Origin of the sequence: Vreelandella andesensis (assembly GCF_003989795.1) — a bacterium.
GTDB lineage: Bacteria > Pseudomonadota > Gammaproteobacteria > Pseudomonadales > Halomonadaceae > Vreelandella > Vreelandella andesensis.
Window position 1 is genome coordinate 116,314 of the sequence record NZ_RZHG01000030.1, and the last position, 16,113, is coordinate 132,426.

General features: G+C 49.0%; 19 protein-coding genes and 1 pseudogene. 10 read left to right on the forward strand and 10 right to left on the reverse strand.

Annotation, left to right across the window (positions count from 1 at the left end):
• Window positions 1-7: 7 nt before the first annotated feature.
• Window positions 8-688: a Fe2+-dependent dioxygenase gene (locus tag ELY33_RS16475; protein WP_126948992.1), complete on the forward strand. Its 681-nt coding sequence runs from the start codon at window positions 8-10 to the stop codon at window positions 686-688.
• Between the two features lie 95 nt (window positions 689-783).
• On the opposite strand, the gene ELY33_RS16480 is transcribed toward ELY33_RS16475, so the two are convergent.
• Window positions 784-1,443 carry a DUF1826 domain-containing protein gene (locus ELY33_RS16480; RefSeq protein ID WP_126948993.1) on the reverse strand — a complete coding sequence of 220 codons (660 nt, stop codon included), beginning with the start codon at window positions 1,441-1,443 and terminating at the stop codon, window positions 784-786.
• Between the two features lie 104 nt (window positions 1,444-1,547).
• Between ELY33_RS16480 and dksA the strand changes: the two genes are divergently transcribed.
• From dksA to ELY33_RS16505, 5 genes and pseudogenes are all read left to right on the forward strand, one after another.
• A complete protein-coding gene (gene dksA / locus ELY33_RS16485) occupies window positions 1,548-2,033 on the forward strand; it encodes an RNA polymerase-binding protein DksA (protein ID WP_244208635.1) in 486 nt (161 codons plus the stop codon).
• Window positions 2,033-3,127 (forward strand): CobW family GTP-binding protein, encoded by a 1,095-nt coding sequence (locus ELY33_RS16490; protein ID WP_126948994.1) that lies wholly within the window; start codon window positions 2,033-2,035, stop codon window positions 3,125-3,127. Before dksA ends, ELY33_RS16490 begins: the two co-directional genes overlap by 1 nt.
• Window positions 3,127-4,012: pseudogene (folE2, locus tag ELY33_RS16495) on the forward strand (GTP cyclohydrolase FolE2). The gene ELY33_RS16490 and the pseudogene folE2 overlap by 1 nt, the downstream one beginning before the upstream one ends.
• Before the next feature lie 126 nt (window positions 4,013-4,138).
• Window positions 4,139-4,789: a peroxiredoxin gene (locus ELY33_RS16500; protein ID WP_126948995.1), complete on the forward strand. Its 651-nt coding sequence runs from the start codon at window positions 4,139-4,141 to the stop codon at window positions 4,787-4,789.
• Between the two features lie 194 nt (window positions 4,790-4,983).
• On the forward strand, window positions 4,984-5,286 hold the full coding sequence (locus ELY33_RS16505; RefSeq protein ID WP_126948996.1) for a hypothetical protein: 303 nt from the start codon (window positions 4,984-4,986) through the stop codon (window positions 5,284-5,286).
• Between the two features lie 78 nt (window positions 5,287-5,364).
• Here the strand turns inward: ELY33_RS16505 and ELY33_RS16510 are convergent, their stop codons facing one another.
• From ELY33_RS16510 to ELY33_RS16530, 5 genes are all read right to left on the reverse strand, one after another.
• Complete coding sequence (locus ELY33_RS16510; protein ID WP_126948997.1) at window positions 5,365-6,048, reverse strand: DUF3047 domain-containing protein; 684 nt, start codon at window positions 6,046-6,048, stop codon at window positions 5,365-5,367.
• The gene (locus tag ELY33_RS18290; protein WP_126948998.1) at window positions 6,035-6,250 is read right to left on the reverse strand and encodes a zf-HC2 domain-containing protein; all 216 of its coding nucleotides are present in this window, start codon (window positions 6,248-6,250) and stop codon (window positions 6,035-6,037) included. Before ELY33_RS18290 ends, ELY33_RS16510 begins: the two co-directional genes overlap by 14 nt.
• Before the next feature lie 146 nt (window positions 6,251-6,396).
• Window positions 6,397-6,855 carry a thioredoxin family protein gene (locus ELY33_RS16520; RefSeq protein WP_126948999.1) on the reverse strand — a complete coding sequence of 153 codons (459 nt, stop codon included), beginning with the start codon at window positions 6,853-6,855 and terminating at the stop codon, window positions 6,397-6,399.
• 1 nt (window position 6,856) lies between these two features.
• Window positions 6,857-7,423 (reverse strand): sigma-70 family RNA polymerase sigma factor, encoded by a 567-nt coding sequence (locus tag ELY33_RS16525; RefSeq protein ID WP_244208636.1) that lies wholly within the window; start codon window positions 7,421-7,423, stop codon window positions 6,857-6,859.
• Window positions 7,424-7,502: 79 nt separating this feature from the next.
• Window positions 7,503-8,060, reverse strand: a complete 558-nt coding sequence (locus ELY33_RS16530; RefSeq protein WP_126949001.1) for a carboxymuconolactone decarboxylase family protein — start codon at window positions 8,058-8,060, stop codon at window positions 7,503-7,505.
• 198 nt (window positions 8,061-8,258) lie between these two features.
• On the opposite strand from ELY33_RS16530, the gene ELY33_RS16535 reads away from it, so the two are divergent.
• Together ELY33_RS16535 and ELY33_RS17925 are read left to right on the forward strand one after the other, a co-directional pair.
• Window positions 8,259-9,044: a YiiX/YebB-like N1pC/P60 family cysteine hydrolase gene (locus ELY33_RS16535; protein ID WP_126949002.1), complete on the forward strand. Its 786-nt coding sequence runs from the start codon at window positions 8,259-8,261 to the stop codon at window positions 9,042-9,044.
• A gap of 151 nt (window positions 9,045-9,195) precedes the next feature.
• Window positions 9,196-9,966 (forward strand): c-type cytochrome, encoded by a 771-nt coding sequence (locus tag ELY33_RS17925; protein ID WP_167470109.1) that lies wholly within the window; start codon window positions 9,196-9,198, stop codon window positions 9,964-9,966.
• 176 nt (window positions 9,967-10,142) lie between these two features.
• Here the strand turns inward: ELY33_RS17925 and ELY33_RS16550 are convergent, their stop codons facing one another.
• The 4 genes from ELY33_RS16550 to ELY33_RS16565 all read right to left on the reverse strand — a co-directional run bounded on the left by ELY33_RS16550 (window position 10,143) and on the right by ELY33_RS16565 (window position 14,097).
• Window positions 10,143-10,655 carry a DUF302 domain-containing protein gene (locus tag ELY33_RS16550; protein ID WP_126949004.1) on the reverse strand — a complete coding sequence of 171 codons (513 nt, stop codon included), beginning with the start codon at window positions 10,653-10,655 and terminating at the stop codon, window positions 10,143-10,145.
• Window positions 10,656-10,794: 139 nt separating this feature from the next.
• Window positions 10,795-11,397, reverse strand: coding sequence for a hypothetical protein (locus ELY33_RS16555; RefSeq protein ID WP_126949005.1), 603 nt, complete (start codon window positions 11,395-11,397; stop codon window positions 10,795-10,797).
• A 77-nt stretch (window positions 11,398-11,474) separates the two neighbouring features.
• A complete protein-coding gene (locus ELY33_RS16560; RefSeq protein ID WP_126949006.1) occupies window positions 11,475-11,732 on the reverse strand; it encodes a hypothetical protein in 258 nt (85 codons plus the stop codon).
• A 55-nt stretch (window positions 11,733-11,787) separates the two neighbouring features.
• A complete protein-coding gene (locus ELY33_RS16565) occupies window positions 11,788-14,097 on the reverse strand; it encodes a PqqD family peptide modification chaperone (RefSeq protein ID WP_126949007.1) in 2,310 nt (769 codons plus the stop codon).
• Between the two features lie 301 nt (window positions 14,098-14,398).
• Between ELY33_RS16565 and ELY33_RS16570 the strand changes: the two genes are divergently transcribed.
• Both ELY33_RS16570 and ELY33_RS16575 read left to right on the forward strand, forming a co-directional pair.
• Window positions 14,399-15,355, forward strand: coding sequence for a sulfurtransferase (locus tag ELY33_RS16570; protein WP_126949008.1), 957 nt, complete (start codon window positions 14,399-14,401; stop codon window positions 15,353-15,355).
• Window positions 15,356-15,476: 121 nt separating this feature from the next.
• Window positions 15,477-16,064: a TetR/AcrR family transcriptional regulator gene (locus ELY33_RS16575; RefSeq protein ID WP_126949009.1), complete on the forward strand. Its 588-nt coding sequence runs from the start codon at window positions 15,477-15,479 to the stop codon at window positions 16,062-16,064.
• Window positions 16,065-16,113 lie beyond the last annotated feature (49 nt).

The following is a 16,113-nucleotide window of genomic DNA, read 5'->3' on the forward strand; positions in this document are numbered from 1 at the left end:
CCAAGCAATGATCGTCAGTTTTGAAAATATTCTGACACCTGAGGAGCTGGCGGCTATACGCCGCCAGCTGCGTGGGGCTGATTGGGCGCGGGGTATTAGTGCTGGCCCCCAGGCGAAACAGGTGAAAAAGAATCTGCAAATTCCAGAAGGCTCTGAAGCACTCAGAGAGCTACGTATTATGGTAATGCGCGCGCTCAATCGAACGCCTGAGATTATGAGCGCAATTATGCCCTTCAAAATAATACCGCCTAATTTTAATCGTTACACCGTAGAAGATAGCCATTACGGCAAGCATATCGACAGTACGCTACGTTCATTGCCAGATGGCAGCTATCTACGTACCGATGTTTCTGCAACGCTTTTCTTGTCTGATCCAGACGAATATGAAGGCGGGGAGCTGAATGTTATCGATACGTATGGTGAGCAAACGATTAAGTTATCTGCCGGTAGTTTAGTGACCTATCCTTCCGGTTCTCTCCATGAAGTAACCCCTGTTACTAAAGGTGAGCGGTTAGGTTGCTATATGTTTATGCAAAGCCTAATTCGTGATACGGAAAAGCGTCGCTTACTGTATGAGATGGATAACTCATTGCGTCGACTAAGAGCGGAGCAAGGAGAGGCGAATGCTGAACTGGTTGCCTTAACAGGAACTTACAATAATCTGGTTAGAATGTGGTCAGATTGTTGAATGTGTATGTTCGCAGTAACTAACGACTGTTCGATTTTTAGCCGGTACGTGATGTACCGGCTTTTTTGAATCGGTCGACTGCTAAATTCAAAGCGTTAAGCGGGGTCAATCGTTAGCAGTAGCCGTTTTTGACCGTCGTGCAAAGAAGGGCTGCGGTGCACTAAGCCATGCTCTTCACATCCCACCCAGCCACTGCCTTTTATTAACGCGATGTCGCCAGCCCGCATGCGCTGAATGGCCGTGGGGTCGTTAATAATCTCTGGGCGATCCGGCGTGGGCGCGCCAAGCCCTGCGCGGTTAATAGCACTTTCAGGTAACCACTCGCTGCCAGGGCCGACATACGTAGTCACTAACCGTACCGGCAAGTTGTCGCAGTGAAAACGCGGGCACATCGCCGCTGTAAGTAGGCGTAGTCGAATGCCCACGGTATCAGTATCAAAAAGGAACGCGATGGCCTCAGCGATGGTCGAAACGTCTTCAACCAGCGCATCTCCCGCTGAACGCTCAGGGAGCTTACGGCGTAAGTCATCTTTTAAATCGGCGGTAGGGCTGCCAAGCCATGCGTAATGCCAGTCTCGTGAGGTTTGGCACTGTGCGTTTGCACTTATAGCCACATCGGCGGGCAGGGCGCGTTGCATAATGGCGATAGATATCTGCTCTTCAAAAATACGCGGCAGCACGCTTATATCAGTATCCAGAGCTGCGTGCTGTGGTGGTACCCAAGGCAATGGCTGGGCGGAATGCGGGCTTGGCATTTAGGCCTCCTGTTACGTTTAGCAATGTATAAGCATCAGATAGAGATAGGTCGCAGCGCTTTATTTGTTATGTTATAACGTTTTTATCAAAAGGAGTCTAACCATTGCAATCCGATATCACTCAGCCCATTAGTGCCAAAGGTGGCGACAGCTCTGAAGCCGTAAGCGCACAAAAAGCCGACGAGGCTTCACTGTTAGCATCATCACAAGATGAGTACATGAATGCCGCGCAGCTAGCGTTTTTCCGCCAGCGGCTTTTAAACGAGCGCGCTGAGCTTGCCGCACATTTGAGAGAGGTAAAGACGTCAATTGCTTCCCATGAACGGGATAGCGATGAGGCTGACCAAGCTTCCTTTGAGGAGGAGCTGCGGTTGGCGCTTCGCCAAGCCGACCGCGAAAGCAGGCTAATCACTAATATTGATGCGGCTCTGAAGCGTATTGAAAGCGGGGATTACGGTTATTGTGAGGAAACCGGTGAGCCTATTGGTCTTCAACGACTACTGTTTAGGCCCACAGCGAAGCTAAGCATTGAAGCGAAGGAGCGTCAGGAGCGCAAAGAGCACCATTTCCGCAAAGCTCGGGGGGAGTAATGCAGTTCACCACGCTGACGCCAGTGAATGTACTGACCGGTTTTTTAGGTAGCGGCAAGACCACGCTACTCAATCGCTGGGTGCGCCAAGCGTCTATGCGAAATACGCTAATCGTGATTAATGAGTTTGGCGATATTGGTCTTGATCATCAGTTGATCACCCAGAGTGATGAGCAAGCGGTGGTAGAGATGAGCAGCGGCTGCTTGTGCTGCACATTGCGGGGAGACTTGAGCCAAACGCTACAGCAGGCTATTGCCGCGCTTCTAGCAGAGGGCAAACCAGCACCTTCTCGTGTTGTCATCGAAACCACGGGGCTTGCTGACCCGGCGCCTATTTTACAACTGTTAATGACCGATCATTGGCTTGCCCATCGTTTTCAGTTGGATAGCGTGGTGTGCTGTGTCGATGCCGCCAACGGAGAAGCAACACTTCAAGCGCATCGTGAGTCTCAGCGTCAGGTAGCGATAGCTGATAGGCTGCTGATTACTAAAACTGACTTGGTCGATGAAGCGCGTTTAGCCCCATTGGCCAACCAGATTGCGTCCATCAATCCGGCTGCAGAGCAGTGGCAGGTGGTAAACGGTAATCTTTCGCCTGAGTTGTTAGTCGGGGCGGGGCTTTTTCGTGGTGACTCCCAGCGATACCAAGTAGACCAATGGTTGAAGTCAGCAAGTTATCACGTCCACCATGCCGCGGATTATCGGGCTGACAAGCCTCAGCAAAGCTCTATTAGCGCTGCTGTTGGGCAGCCCACTAGCCAACCGACGTTGACTCGCCACGGAGAGAATATTAATGCGTTTTGTTTTTGCGTAGAGGATCCCATTACGCCTGATGCCCTGGAGAATTGGTTGGATTTATTGATGTCACTAATGGGCGAGAAAATGCTGCGGATTAAAGCCATTGTTCATCTGACTGATCGAGATGAGCCTCTGGCACTGCATGGTGTTCAGCATATTTTTCATCCCCCTGCACCATTGCCTCCCAGCAGCGTTAATGATCGCGTGTCGCGTTTTGTGTTCATTACCCAAGACGTTGCGCCTGCCAGCGTTGCCCAGCTTTATACATTTTTCACATCATCCAAAGAGGCACTTTAATGACTGCTTTCACCTTGCCCGATATCGCCCAACAGCCTGCTGATTTGGCGGGCACGCTTTCCTGGGTAGGCCATGGAAGGCATTGCGTTGCCAGTAAAGTTGGCAGGAAGTCAGGTGAATGCCCATGTATCCGCTGGCGTTAGCCTTGAAGAAGCGGATGCTCGTGGGATCCATATGTCACGGCTGTATACCGCGTTAGACACATTGGAGCATCAGCCGCTAACCCCTAGTCTGATCCATCGCGTTCTTAGCGGTTTTTTGGAAAGCCACCAGGCGTTATCCAAAAACGCCTATCTAACGTTTGGCGGGGATGTATTACTTAAGCGCGATGCGCTGATCAGCCCTTTGTCAGGATGGAAAGGTTATCCGTTTACGCTGCGCAGCCAGCTAACCCCGAGAGGGTTTCAAACAGTGCTAGAAGTGAGCGTGGGTTACTCCTCGACGTGCCCCTGCTCCGCTGCATTGGCTCGGCAGTTAATTCAGCAAGCGTTTACAGAGGATTTTGAGGAGATACCGCTTACTAAGCAGGCCGTCGTTGCATGGTTAGGTAGCGAGGAAGGGATACTCGCAACCCCTCATAGCCAGCGCAGCGCTGCTCACTGTTCTATACGGTTGGAAGATAGCGATGAGATACCGCTGGCTGCGCTGATTGAACGTATTGAAAACGCCTTAGGAACCGCATTACAAACAGCAGTGAAGCGTATTGATGAGCAGGCATTTGCCCTCGCCAATGGTCAGAACTTGATGTTTTGTGAAGATGCAGCAAAGCGGCTAGATCGAGCGCTGAGAAAAATGGCTGATATTTCAGGGTTTCAACTGAAGGTGGTTCATGCTGAAAGCTTGCACGCTCACGATGCGGTAGCGAGAAGCGAATGGCAGTGGTAAATGTTCCTAATTTTATGGGTGTGCAAAGAAGAGTGCAGGTGTTGTGTTAGCACGAAACGTTCTATAGTGAATATGGTAGAAGTCATATAAGGTATTAAGGTCACTTGACCCTAATGAGGAGGAACGATGTCATTACGTATCAATGCGGTAGTGCCTGATTTCGAAGCTGAAACTAGCCAAGGCCCGATTCGTTTTCACGACTGGATTGGTGATAGCTGGGCGATCCTCTTTTCTCACCCGAAGGATTTTACTCCGGTTTGCACCACGGAGTTTGGCGCAGTAGCAACGCTGGGCCCTGAATGGGAAAAGCGAGGCACCAAAGTTATTGGCGTTTCTGTTGATGGCGTAGAAGACCACAAGCGCTGGACAAGCGATATCGAGAAAGTTAGCGGCAGTTCAGTTGGCTTCCCTATCATTGCTGATGAAGACCTAAACGTTTCTAAACTGTTCGACATGCTGCCAGAAGATGCTTACCTGCCAGATGGCCGTACCCCTGCTGACAGTGCAACGGTGCGCTCGGTATTTATTATTGGGCCGGATAAGCAGTTGAAGCTTTCTATGACTTACCCGATGACCGTAGGTCGTAATTTCGCAGAAATTCTGCGCGCACTGGATGCTCTGCAAACCACAGCAAAACATGGTGTTGCAACGCCCGCTGACTGGACCGTTGGTCAGGACGTTATTATTCCACCGAGCGTGTCGGATGGAGACGCCAAGCAGAAGTTTGGTGATTTCGATGCTGTTCTGCCGTACCTGCGTAAAACAAAATTACGCTAGTTCCATCGTGTTGTTATAAAAGCCAGCCATTGGGCTGGCTTTTTTTATTTTCTATTTTTATTACTTATTTTTATAAAAAAGATGTAATGATTTTTCCTGCCAGATCACTATTGACTGTGAGACACATTGCCGCTGAATGAAACATCTTATCGATCGTTTAAGTTGGCGGCATTCATTAAGAAAAGGAGACAGTCATGTTGATCCAGACAACATTTAAAAAAGTAAGTGTGCTTGGCGCGTTAATGGCAATTTTAGCTAGTCCAGTAGCGACAGCACAAACGTCGATTGAACTCAATCAAGATAAGGATGTGATCGTAAAAGCAATTTCAGCATCAAACGTTAATGAAGTTAAATATACACGGAGTGACTTTGTTTATGATAAAGGGGATCGTCAGTCAGATAACGATTACTTGAATGAGGAGGATTCTAATATAAGAATGATTGATGACTATGCGCGCAAAGACTTAATGCGAGAAGGTGGACGAAATAACAGTTAATGGTATGTAGCGGTTATACGCACTGGGCTGCATGGAAAATACTGTGTGGCCTAGTTTTTATGTTTAAATAATCATTTATTATTGAGGGCAGGCGGGTGGGGTGGAAGTGCTTGAGAAACCAAGTTGAGTGAACCATGCGGTAGCGTTGCCGCCTGCATTGTCGCCATCGCTCATTAAGGCGATACCATTGACTTGGCTAGGAGTGCTGCCAAAAAGAGCTTGGTAGTCAGCGCGAACATCGCGAACCTCTGCGACCCATCTGCCAACCTCACCATTGCCACTTTGCAATGCCATCAACTGGGCACGATCAGTAAATGCATTCGGCCACGTTGCGCCCTGGGGTTGGATCGAGGCCCAGACGTAATTAACCGATTCAACTTGCCAGGGAAGAATGCCCGTTTTGCGAGCCACATAAACCCGTGCGGGGTAGTCATCGCCCGCTTTCGTCGTTTCATCAACGCCGACATAGGTCGAGTCTACTTGCCAACACCAGTGGAGGTAGGGCGTTTTGTTTAAGTCGATATCGCGTTCTAGGTAACGTGCAGAGGCTTGGCCCTGGGCATTTGCTTCAAGCACCCGTTGACCTGATTTTTCTACAATCGCGTAGCGTGTTTCGCCTTCAAAACGCCTCGTCGGCCAGGTCATGATCTGGTTAGGCGTGAAGTGTATTTCTTGGCCGCTGGCGGCTGTGAGCAGGAAGGGGCTAAACAGTAGGCTCGCCATTACTGTCCCTTTGATTGAAAAAGCGCTAGCGCGGCTCATAATGGCCACCATTTTCTGTTGATTCTTTTGGTGTACTAGGGTGGTGCTCACCAATTTTATGGAGCAGGTCAAACTGGCGAGCGCAGGCGCGGCATGCACCACACATCGAGAGGTGAAAACGTAGCATAGTATTTTCACGAAAGCTTAGCGCTCGGTCTTGCTTTAACGACATTAGGCGTGTGGCTTCACGGCACATAATCATAGTGCGAACCTCTCAATAAAGACGTGGTTGGGAGTTAAGTGCCAGTAAAACACTCAATCTCCCAATAGTGAGTGTTTTACTGGCAACATTCCTTACATCGCCCTCCGCTTTAGTGTAACCGTGCTTGGCCGTGAGCTTCCCGGGTATTAGCGCCGGGAAGATGTTAATTGCTCAAACGACGATGTTAATGCTTGAACGCTGGTAACCCCTTGAATGGTTTCTTGACGATTTCCATGTCCATCAAATAAAAGAATTGTCACATGTCCGACGCCGTATTGATTGGCAAAATCAGCACCTTTCGTGGTGTTAATATCGACAATGCGCCATTCAGGTGGCACCTCGCTTTTTGCAATTGCTTCTTCTGCATTTGCTTTTAAGCGCTGACAAAGTGGGCAGCTGTGATCGTGAATCTGCACGGCAACTGGGACGCCGCTGCCGATAACACTAAGATCAGATTCTGCTTTAGAGGTGTGCTCGTTAGCGATGAGCCAAGCAATAGGAACAGCAAGAAAGGCAATGATAATTAAGGATTTACGTACTAAAGCAGTTATCTTTCGCCTTTTAGAATGGCGGCGGGAGGGTGGATTGGCCGTTCTCTTCTTCATATTACGTTAACCAGCCCTTTTCTATACATGAACGCAACTTTAAACGAGCACGATGGAGCATTACCCAGCAGTTAGAGTCGCTCAACGACAGTGCTTCGCAAATCTCTTGGGTGGTGAGTCCCATAAGTTCGCGCATGGTAAATACGCGCGCTATGTTGTCGGGCAAAACTAATAAACACGTATCCAACAATTTCCAAAAAGATGCGTTTTCAAGAATTTCGTCAGGCTCACCCCATGATTGAGGTTTGCTGGCAGGCTGCCAGCGTCCATTTTCTTGAAACAGGTTCTCAAAAGAATCTTCGTCATTCTGGTCGCTGTCCTGCCAGGAAAGATAGCGTCTCTCGTAGCGAATTCGTTCTAGTATTTTGTTTTTTAGAATTCCAAATACCCAGGTTTCAAACGCCGAGCGCCCAGCAAAGGAGTCATGTTTTTCCAATGCGATGATCAGCGTGTCTTGAACGGTATCTTCTGCCGCAGCACTGTCTCGTAGCTGTAACCGAGCAAAAGCAATTAGTTTTGGCCTAAGAGCGGCGATATGTTGGTCGATAGAGGGCGCGGTAATCGTCACATTGTTCCTCACAAGCAGCATTCATACGGCAAAAGTGCTTATTTAAAGTGGCCAGTATGTGGCCACTTATAGTTGCGATTTAAGGCGCGGGGGCTTCCCAGGCAAGCGGTTTTAGTTCTTCGTTTAACGGGGTGCCTGCAATATGGTTAGTGTAGTTTGAAAGTGTTTTTAGCGCACAGGCAATAACAAGCTCTAATACATGCTGATGTGTAAAGCCTGCTTCTATAAACGCGTCTAGCTCTGACTGCTCTGCCCAACCGCGTTGCGCATTTAAGTGTTTTGCAAAGCGCGTGACCGCTGCCAGTTTTGGGTCGTTTGGAGTATTGCGAGCGCGTAGATCCTTAATGACGTCATCGTCAGCCCCCGCTTTTTTAATACCACCCGTGTGTGCGGCTACGCAAAAAGAACAACGATTGTCGGCACTAATCGCCAGTAAGGCGGCTTGCTGTTCTACAGGGCTTAAACTGGTTTTAGCGTAAATGCCGTCCAGTGCGAGGTATGCTTCAAGCAGCGTGGGTGCTTCCGCCATTTTCGCAAAAAGATTTGGCAAAAAGCCCATCTTTTTTTCGGCAGCCTGTAGGTTGGCTTTAGCATCTTCAGGGGCGCTGTCTACTGTATGTAGAGGAAAATCAGTCATTTAGTATGTCCTTGTAATGATGATATTCGGCATGCTTGAAGCAAAATTACCGAACAGGCGCTGTCATTATGGAACACTTGGTTCATAAGTGGCAATGGTCAATTTATTCTCTTTCCTGAGAAAGCACCGTTTTTGGTGTAAAGGTTCCTGTTGTTCACTCACTGAGTGATAAGTCAGGGCTTTGCGAGGGCTTGCTCAATGAAAAAGCTGCTACAGAAAGTAGGGTACATGATGGGCTGTTGGCTCTCTTGCCCCCGTTATCGCTCAGAAAATGCGGGCGCAGGAGAGGAGGGCATCGCCGCATTTTTAAGACCAGGAGATGTGCTATTAGTAGAAGGTTCGTCACGTTTCAGTGCAGTGATAAAATACTTAACTCAGTCATCTTGGTCCCACGCTGCGCTTTTTATAGGCGCAGAACATGCACAACGTTTAGGCGGTTGTAGTCGCGATTGCTTTATTGAGGCCGATGTAACGGAAGGGGTGCGCTTGATAGGTCTTGATGAATTTAAGGGCTATCATTTGAGAATTTGTAGGCCGACAGGATTAGATAATGATGATATTCGCGCCGTTATACAGTTTGCAGGCGCACGATTAGGCTATCGCTATGATTTGCATAACATCGTAGACCTTGCTCGCTATTTCTTGCCGTTACCTCCCGTGCCGCAGCGCTGGCGTAGGCCTTTCTTAACCTTAGGTAGTGGTGACCCGACGCGGGCTATTTGCTCAACACTTATTGCTCAAGCATTTCAGTCAATTCCTTATCCTATCTTGCCTATTGCTAACGCCTCTTCTGGTGCCACCATTGATGTGTCCCGTAATAGGCTGCCCCGGTTCACACAGCGCCACTATTCATTATTTACGCCAAGAGATTTTGACCTATCGCCCTATTTCGACATTGTTAAACCCCGCTTAGCCGAAGGGTTTGACCCCTATTGCCTGGAGTGGGAAAAAGTAGACGATGTGAACGATTCGGCAGCAATGTGATAAGTAAGTGTAAGGAAGTTACTTGTCCTATCACTCATTTAATGTTGCTAATAATAAGTTAGCAACAAAGCCAGGTGCGAGGCCGTTCTGTGGCTTGGAGTGGCCTAAAAAAATAATGCTGTGATGAGAGCTGTGAAGAGAGGTGGAGACCATGTCTAAAGAACAACATCTACAACGCCATGAGTTACTGAATAAACTTCGTCGTCAAATACGTTATACCGCACCAGCCTTGATGCTAGTTGCTGGTGGTTTGACATATCAAGCCGTTGCTAGCGACCAATCAGTCTATGCCAGCGGAGAAGCATCTTCGGTACTGATATTAGCGAGCAACCACGCCGAAGCCGAGGCACAGCCTGAAGCACATGCAGAAGCAGAAGGTGAGGCTCAAGCAGAAGGTGAGGCTCAAGCAGAAGGTGAGGCTCAAGCAGAAGGTGAGGCTCAAGCAGAAGGTGAGGCAGAAGGTGAGGCAGAAGGTGAGGCAGAAGGCGAGGCAGAAGGCGAGGCTCAGGCTGAAGGTAGTACCCAGCCTAACGAGCGCACAAAATTAGTAACTCGTCCTGATGGTTACGTGCCTAGCTATGATGAAAATGGCAATAATCCCAAGTCATTAATTGAACGTGGAGAAGAGCTTTACAATAACAGGTCGTTAAGCACAAACGGGCTCTCTTGTGCTAGCTGTCATGGCACAGATGGCCAGTCGGGTTATCAAGCAACGTTTAATCAACCGTTTCCGCATCCAGTGGCTATGGGCGCCAATATGTTCGGTATGGAAACAGTACATGCAGATGAGATGGTTCAGCTTTGTATGGTGGCTCCTATGGCCGCTGAGCCATTAGATTGGGAGTCTGAAGATTTAGCGGCGCTTGCGGCTTACGTGGTTAATGCACAGCAACGCCTTGCAGGCGAGGCAGACGGTCAATGAACATGTAATTTGTTTAATAGCGGCTTGTGCTTATAGAGTTTTGAAAGAGGGCAAGTCGCTACTTTTAAGTTGGTTGCTCTGAGTGTTATTAAGAATATATTTTACTGGTAAGTATGCCTGGTCAATAAGGTGGCGGTGCTTAAAAAATGTATCCACCGACCGTTAACGGTAATTTATCATGGCGTTGTCGCATTGTTGGCAATGCGCTGGAAGAGTATGTCTAGTTCATTAGCAATGATTTCTAAATTTGTATTTTCATAATCATAGGGCATTAGTAAAGCACTAGGGGTTTTCCAAGAGAGCGTGGCGGCGTTAGGTGAGTCTTCTGTTATATAAAAGCGTAATGGTGCTTCAATCATTGCGGGCACGCTTTGGCGAATAATCCTTACTGCATAGTCATTACGAAAAACACCAATGACGCGGTTACCTGGAATTGTTTCCCCGCGTTGGGCAGCCGCTGCTGTGGGGCTCGCTTCGGTAACAATCAACATATCTGCCTCAGCAACCGCTTGGCGTAGATCGTCTACCAGCGTTGTGTAGCTTTTATCCGTGTTAATAACATTCCAGCCTTCCTGCGGCCAAGTGATCGGCTCTTCGGCAATAACTGACTGGCTTATCGTCAACGTTGCTAACAATAGCCAAACGGGCGCGGCAATAAGACGATATCCATAAGCAAATAGGTAAGTCATGTATTTCCACCTTCTTCAGGAAACGAGCAGCAAGAGCGAATGTTCGGTCTAACACTGCGTGTTATACAACGTGAATACCTTACACAGTGGCCAGTAACATTGATCAATTTAAAAGGATGGCTCACACAGCGCCAAACAGTCATGAAGCGGTGCGCTGCTTTTCCCAAAAGCGTAGCGTAGAGGGGTGTACGCCAATGTTGCTCGGCAGAACAATATTTAACTGCTCACAGAACAAGCAAAGGAGCGCCATATGGTGAATGCTGTGACTGGTTAAAAAGGCAAGTTCGCGGCCCAAGCTGCTTGTTATGGGTAGTGACGTTGCCGCCGGCAAACGCGAGGACGCCGGTATTTCTTCAACGGGGTAGTGAAGTGTTAATAGCGTATCGTGAGGTACTGAGGTGTATGTTTTTAGCCTTGTTTGCAATGCACGTACACGCGTAAGTGCATGATTAGGATCGTTCTCCAGAGCCGCTTCTCGTTGCCGTTGTTCATAATCAAAGGCTTTTTGCTGGTCAGAGCCTGCGAGAGCCTCCAATAACGTTTGGTAATGCTCGAGTATATGACGTACATGCTTACCCAGTGATTGGGTTTGTTGATTGCCTAAACGTTGTTGGTATACCACGTCTGATGTGCACTGTAATAAGGTGGCAACCTGTTCGAGCGTTTGCACATTCTCTTCAACGAGCAACGCAGTAGCGTTTGAAGCATTGAAATGATTTTCTAACGATATCGAAGATTTCATGCTGGATAGCCTCCTTGTGAGCTGTGCCGGCGTTTAACCGGCACAGGGCATTGCTTTATAAACGTGAAAATGGCTGCCTAGCCTGCTTCAGCGCCACCTTCGCCTTCGGCTTCTCCCTCTCCCTCGCCTTCACCTTCACCTTCGGCTTCCCCCTCAGCGCTGCCTTCGGCCAGCATCATGGGAGCTTGTTGCATATTGGTAAACCCTTCAGTGGGTTCGTCAGCACTTACTTGGAAGGCAAGCCCGCTGGCCACTAACGCTAGCGCTGGCGCTGTGTAACCGAACTGGCGGCTTAAGCGGCTAAGTAAACGACGTTTAGCTTCTTGTTGAGACATGATGTTTCTCCTTATCATGGCGATTAATTGCGCCGGATGGCGCGTCTTCCTGCTGCTATACAGCAGCGTGAGAAGGCTTTGAGTCTGCTAGCGGGCTAAGCCACTGGTTAAGTGCTTGGCTTACGTCAGCTGCTGATATAGTTAGTTGCGTGAATGGCGGGTGCTGGCAAAACGCTCGTAATGCATGCAGAGCGCTTGGGCTTAAATGCTTTTGCTCTAGCGCGAAGGGAAGCAGCCATCCAAGCAGATCGAGCGAGTTTAGTGCCTGAGAGTCTTCTGCCTTAGTGGTGGTTAACTGCAGTATGCCGCCGCAGCGTTGTGGTCCTGTAGACGCAAAGGGGGCATCAATCAGGGGCAGGTTAAGCGGTTCGATAACCTCTGGAGCATTGAATGCCAAGCGCGCGCCGCGGGAAAGTGTTAGCCCGTGCTGCTTGGCCGCAGCGATAAGCGGCGATAATAATGACGGCTTGATGCCCTTGGGGAGCAGGCAGACAATATGCTGCTCGGCACTGCTTAACAGGGCGATATCCAGCACAAGATGGTCTTGCTGTTCGGCGCTGGTTAAGCAGAAGCGTGTGATGGCAGGGACTATATCGCCGATATGTAAGCGTGAGCTAACCACATGGTTATCAGTAGTGAGACAGTATCCGTTAGCGCTTTCAAGCACATGGAGTGGCTCGCCTAGTGTATTGACGTTTACGGCGCCGAGTAATGGTGAAAACGCTGCCGCAATCCGGTCAGCTACCGGGCCAATAGGCGCTGTGATAGGCCATTGGCGCTGATCAAACGCTAGCGTGCCGTGCCAAGTCGCTGGCCGTTCGCGTGAATCCTGCGTATCAACGGCTAATTCAGGACCATAATTGGGCGCTAATAGGCCATGATGCCACCAAGGCGTGAGGGTAGACCAAAGATCATTTTCCAATTGATCTTGAGTGGCATGACCACCGCTTGCTGCCTGTAAGTGATCGAGTAGGCTTTGAATCGGTTCGCCTTCACTTGCTAGCAGCCAGATAAGGGCGGCGCTGTCGTTAAGCTGGAAATAGAGCCCACTTGCATGATGATAGAGGGCTAAGCGGTCATCCTCGATTAACTCGCTAACGCCATTAGCACGAAAAGCAACCGCTTGGCGGTTTTCTACGCTGGCTAAACGATAATCTAACAAGCTGGGAAGGCCGATAAACGGTAGGTAATCTTGACTATCTTGTGTGCTAGGTAGTGAGGGGTAAAGAGGTATGAACCCACCTACCCTTTGTTGTTCGTCGGCTAGTGCTGTTGCGTCAAAATCACCCTTTTTTGCGGATTGGTCGCAGCCGACAAGATGGATCATGTCGCGCACTAGGCTACCTTTGACTGCTTCTTCAATAACGCCACCATGCTCAGGTTTGGCGCATATGCCGAGCGAGGGACTTAGATTGCATTCTAGAATCCAAGGTTTTAATTGGTCGTCAACCAAGCAATCCAGGCCAATTAATTCGTAGCAGCCCTGTGGGTCGGCATCCTCTTCTTTAGAGCGCATGCGCATGGCATCGACGCCTGACAGTGCAGTTAGCGCTGCTAGGTCACGTAGCTGGCTAAAGAGAGTGTCGTCGTCATGACCTTGTTCCCGAAGCCAATGGCGGTAGCGTTCAAGGTCGATAAATTCCACGGGAATTTCGCTATCAACGTTAAGCGCGTTGATATCTGGGTTCGTTAATTGGCTAAAGGGGTTGTCGACGTCAGCGGGGTCCCAGGGGTCGGATGCTAGCTTAGCAAAGCCTTGGTCGTAGAGATAAACCCGCACAGGGTCGATGCTGGCAATCAACATATAAAGCCGCAGCACGTATTTGTGGCCACGAATAGTGTGTGGGTTAGCAATGTACTCTTGCACTATCCAGTTGGGGGAAAGTGGCGCATCCGTTGGGTCGCTGAGCACTTTTATGCCTTTACCTTTCGAGGCGTTAGTGGGTTTTAAAATCCAGCGTTTCTCAGGATTAGCCGCTGCATCTTCTATTAGGGCAGGGTAATCGTGAGGCATTTCATAAGCGCGAGGAAAGAAATTCAATCGAGCTGTAAAAGGGTGATCATTGCCAAAGTGGCGCTGTGTACGCTTGCGTAAGGCGTTTAGGCTGGCATGTAAGCGACTTTTGACGGTTAATGCTGCGTTGCCAGGGATGTGATTCATTTTGGCGTAGGGTGAGGCTGCTTTAAACGCTGACTTAGGTGGCATGCCCGTTACCCAGGCGGCTTGCCAATGCTTTTCATCGCCTTCTACCCAGCCATGCGCTTCCAGCGTTTGGCGAAAAAAATGATCCTGTTCGGCATGTCGCTTGCCGCTTAACCAAAATCGTGGCGTGGAATCGAGTTGGCTGGAAGCATTTGCGCTCATTTTTGGCTCCTAAAAGATGGCTCTGCAAGTTCTGTGTTGTGGCCGCAGGTTTACTTACAGCAAAATTTAAAAATTTGCTTAAAATTTGTATTACCTGAGAAGGTCTCTTGAAATGGTCGTGCATAGCCCGAGCTATGAGTGATGGTTCCTATATAGTTATAGCGAAATTTTATTTTTACTACCGTCTTTTATAGCGCAAGATAAGCGTATTGTACCAATCGTTCTTTATGCTTTTTTTGAGAGCTAACGCTAAATCAGTAACCTTAACTGCTAGCGATAGTCGCCCTTAGGAGATGTTTGTATGAAACGCATACTGTTAGGTTTAATTGGCGTGCTGGGACTAACGAGCCACGTCTACGCACTTGAAATGACCCCCTTAATTAATGCCCAGTGGCTTAATGATAACCGCGATAATGATGCTCTGGTCGTTCTTGATGTTCGCTCATCCATCGATAACGGTGGTGATGAAGCTAGTTTTCTTGAAGCGCGTATTCCAGGCAGCCGCTATACCAGTTATACCGATGATGGCTGGCGTGAGACGCGAGATAGCGTGGCGGGGTTAATGCCGGAGGTGAGCGCATTAGAAACGCTTATTGGTGATTTAGGCATTAATAATGACAGTGCCGTAGTTATTGTACCGGCGGGGACTGGTCCTACTGATTTCGGAAGCGCTGCCCGAATCTATTGGACATTCAAAGTATTAGGCCATGACAAGGTTGCTATTTTGGACGGAGGTTTTGCGGGATGGCAACAGCAAGGGTTTGATGTTGCGAATGGAAAGCCTTCAGTGATTGCTCCGGTTGATTTTGAAGCTGATCTGCGTGAAGCGCTTGTGGCTACCACCGAACAAGTTGAAGATGCCCGTAACAGCCAAGCGCAGCTCGTAGATGCGCGTCCAGCAGATTACTTTATCGGAGAAATTAAATCACCTGCTGCGCGAGTAGCCGGCACAATTCCAGGTGCCCGTAGCTTGCCCCATCAAACCCACCTCAGTGATCGTGACGGGGCCTATTATTTAGATGTCGATGGCTTGCAAGCACGTATTAATGCAGCAGATTTAGACAGCCGTGAGCGAACCATTGCGTTTTGTAATACGGGCCATTGGGCCGCGACAGATTGGTTTGTTCTGAGCGAAGTGGCTGGCTTCGAGAATATCGCAATGTATGACGGCTCGATGGCTGCATGGACCATTAGCGACTCGCGCCCTGTCCAATTTGCCCTAGATGGTATTAAACAAGTACGTGAATTGCTTAATTAAGCGTTGTTTCGCTGTGATGAGTGCCCACACATGTGTGGGCACTTGTTTGAGGTGGCTTTGACGGTAGTTTGGTGTGTTATATTAGCTGGCTATTCATTGAGTGTTTTTTAAGGGGTTAGAAATGCGTATTGGTCGACCCTTGCAGCACGAGCCAGAGGCAGCGCTACAGGCAGCCATGCGTGCTTTTTGGCGCTCGGGCTACCACCATACGTCACTGCGTGACTTGTTGAATGATATGCAGCTATCGCGTAGCAGTCTTTATCAAGCCTATGGCAATAAAGAAACGTTATTTCTGCTGGCTTTATCCCGATATCGTGAGCAATTGCTGGATCAGTTAAGCTGTGCGTTAGCAAAAGAAGACAGTGCTTGGGCATTTATTGAACGGTTACTTTGCCGCACGGCGCAGCAGGCGCAAAGTGAGCAAGCTGCGCTTGGCTGTTTGATTTTTAACTCAGCAACAGAGCTTGGTAATAGTGGCTCTGCGGAGGCCAATGCCGCTGTGCAGAGTGTGCAGTCAATTACGCAGTTTTTTGTCACCGTGATTGAACAAGCCCAGCAAGAGGGCGCAATCCCGCTCGAACGAGACGCGCACAGCCTGGCTTACTTTTTAACGCTTTCCATATCAGGACTACGGATGTTGCTAAAAAGCGGCGCTAGTCAGCAACACGCCCAGCAGCAAGTCGAAAATATTTTACGCGGACTTTCATAATCACAGCTGCCACCAAACCGTTGTCGAGTGGCAAGCTGATGAAGAATGG

What these genes read in the sequence shown, in the direction of transcription:
- ELY33_RS16475 (WP_126948992.1), top strand. Translation starts at nt 8, where the DNA reads ATGATCGTCAGTTTTGAAAATATTCTGACACCTGAGGAGCTGGCGGCT.
- ELY33_RS16480 (WP_126948993.1), bottom strand. Translation starts at nt 1,443, where the DNA reads ATGCCAAGCCCGCATTCCGCCCAGCCATTGCCTTGGGTACCACCACAG.
- ELY33_RS16490 (WP_126948994.1), top strand. Translation starts at nt 2,033, where the DNA reads ATGCAGTTCACCACGCTGACGCCAGTGAATGTACTGACCGGTTTTTTA.
- ELY33_RS16500 (WP_126948995.1), top strand. Translation starts at nt 4,139, where the DNA reads ATGTCATTACGTATCAATGCGGTAGTGCCTGATTTCGAAGCTGAAACT.
- ELY33_RS16505 (WP_126948996.1), top strand. Translation starts at nt 4,984, where the DNA reads ATGTTGATCCAGACAACATTTAAAAAAGTAAGTGTGCTTGGCGCGTTA.
- ELY33_RS16510 (WP_126948997.1), bottom strand. Translation starts at nt 6,048, where the DNA reads ATGAGCCGCGCTAGCGCTTTTTCAATCAAAGGGACAGTAATGGCGAGC.
- ELY33_RS18290 (WP_126948998.1), bottom strand. Translation starts at nt 6,250, where the DNA reads ATGATTATGTGCCGTGAAGCCACACGCCTAATGTCGTTAAAGCAAGAC.
- ELY33_RS16520 (WP_126948999.1), bottom strand. Translation starts at nt 6,855, where the DNA reads ATGAAGAAGAGAACGGCCAATCCACCCTCCCGCCGCCATTCTAAAAGG.
- ELY33_RS16530 (WP_126949001.1), bottom strand. Translation starts at nt 8,060, where the DNA reads ATGACTGATTTTCCTCTACATACAGTAGACAGCGCCCCTGAAGATGCT.
- ELY33_RS16535 (WP_126949002.1), top strand. Translation starts at nt 8,259, where the DNA reads ATGAAAAAGCTGCTACAGAAAGTAGGGTACATGATGGGCTGTTGGCTC.
- ELY33_RS17925 (WP_167470109.1), top strand. Translation starts at nt 9,196, where the DNA reads ATGTCTAAAGAACAACATCTACAACGCCATGAGTTACTGAATAAACTT.
- ELY33_RS16550 (WP_126949004.1), bottom strand. Translation starts at nt 10,655, where the DNA reads ATGACTTACCTATTTGCTTATGGATATCGTCTTATTGCCGCGCCCGTT.
- ELY33_RS16555 (WP_126949005.1), bottom strand. Translation starts at nt 11,397, where the DNA reads ATGAAATCTTCGATATCGTTAGAAAATCATTTCAATGCTTCAAACGCT.
- ELY33_RS16560 (WP_126949006.1), bottom strand. Translation starts at nt 11,732, where the DNA reads ATGTCTCAACAAGAAGCTAAACGTCGTTTACTTAGCCGCTTAAGCCGC.
- ELY33_RS16565 (WP_126949007.1), bottom strand. Translation starts at nt 14,097, where the DNA reads ATGAGCGCAAATGCTTCCAGCCAACTCGATTCCACGCCACGATTTTGG.
- ELY33_RS16570 (WP_126949008.1), top strand. Translation starts at nt 14,399, where the DNA reads ATGAAACGCATACTGTTAGGTTTAATTGGCGTGCTGGGACTAACGAGC.
- ELY33_RS16575 (WP_126949009.1), top strand. Translation starts at nt 15,477, where the DNA reads ATGCGTATTGGTCGACCCTTGCAGCACGAGCCAGAGGCAGCGCTACAG.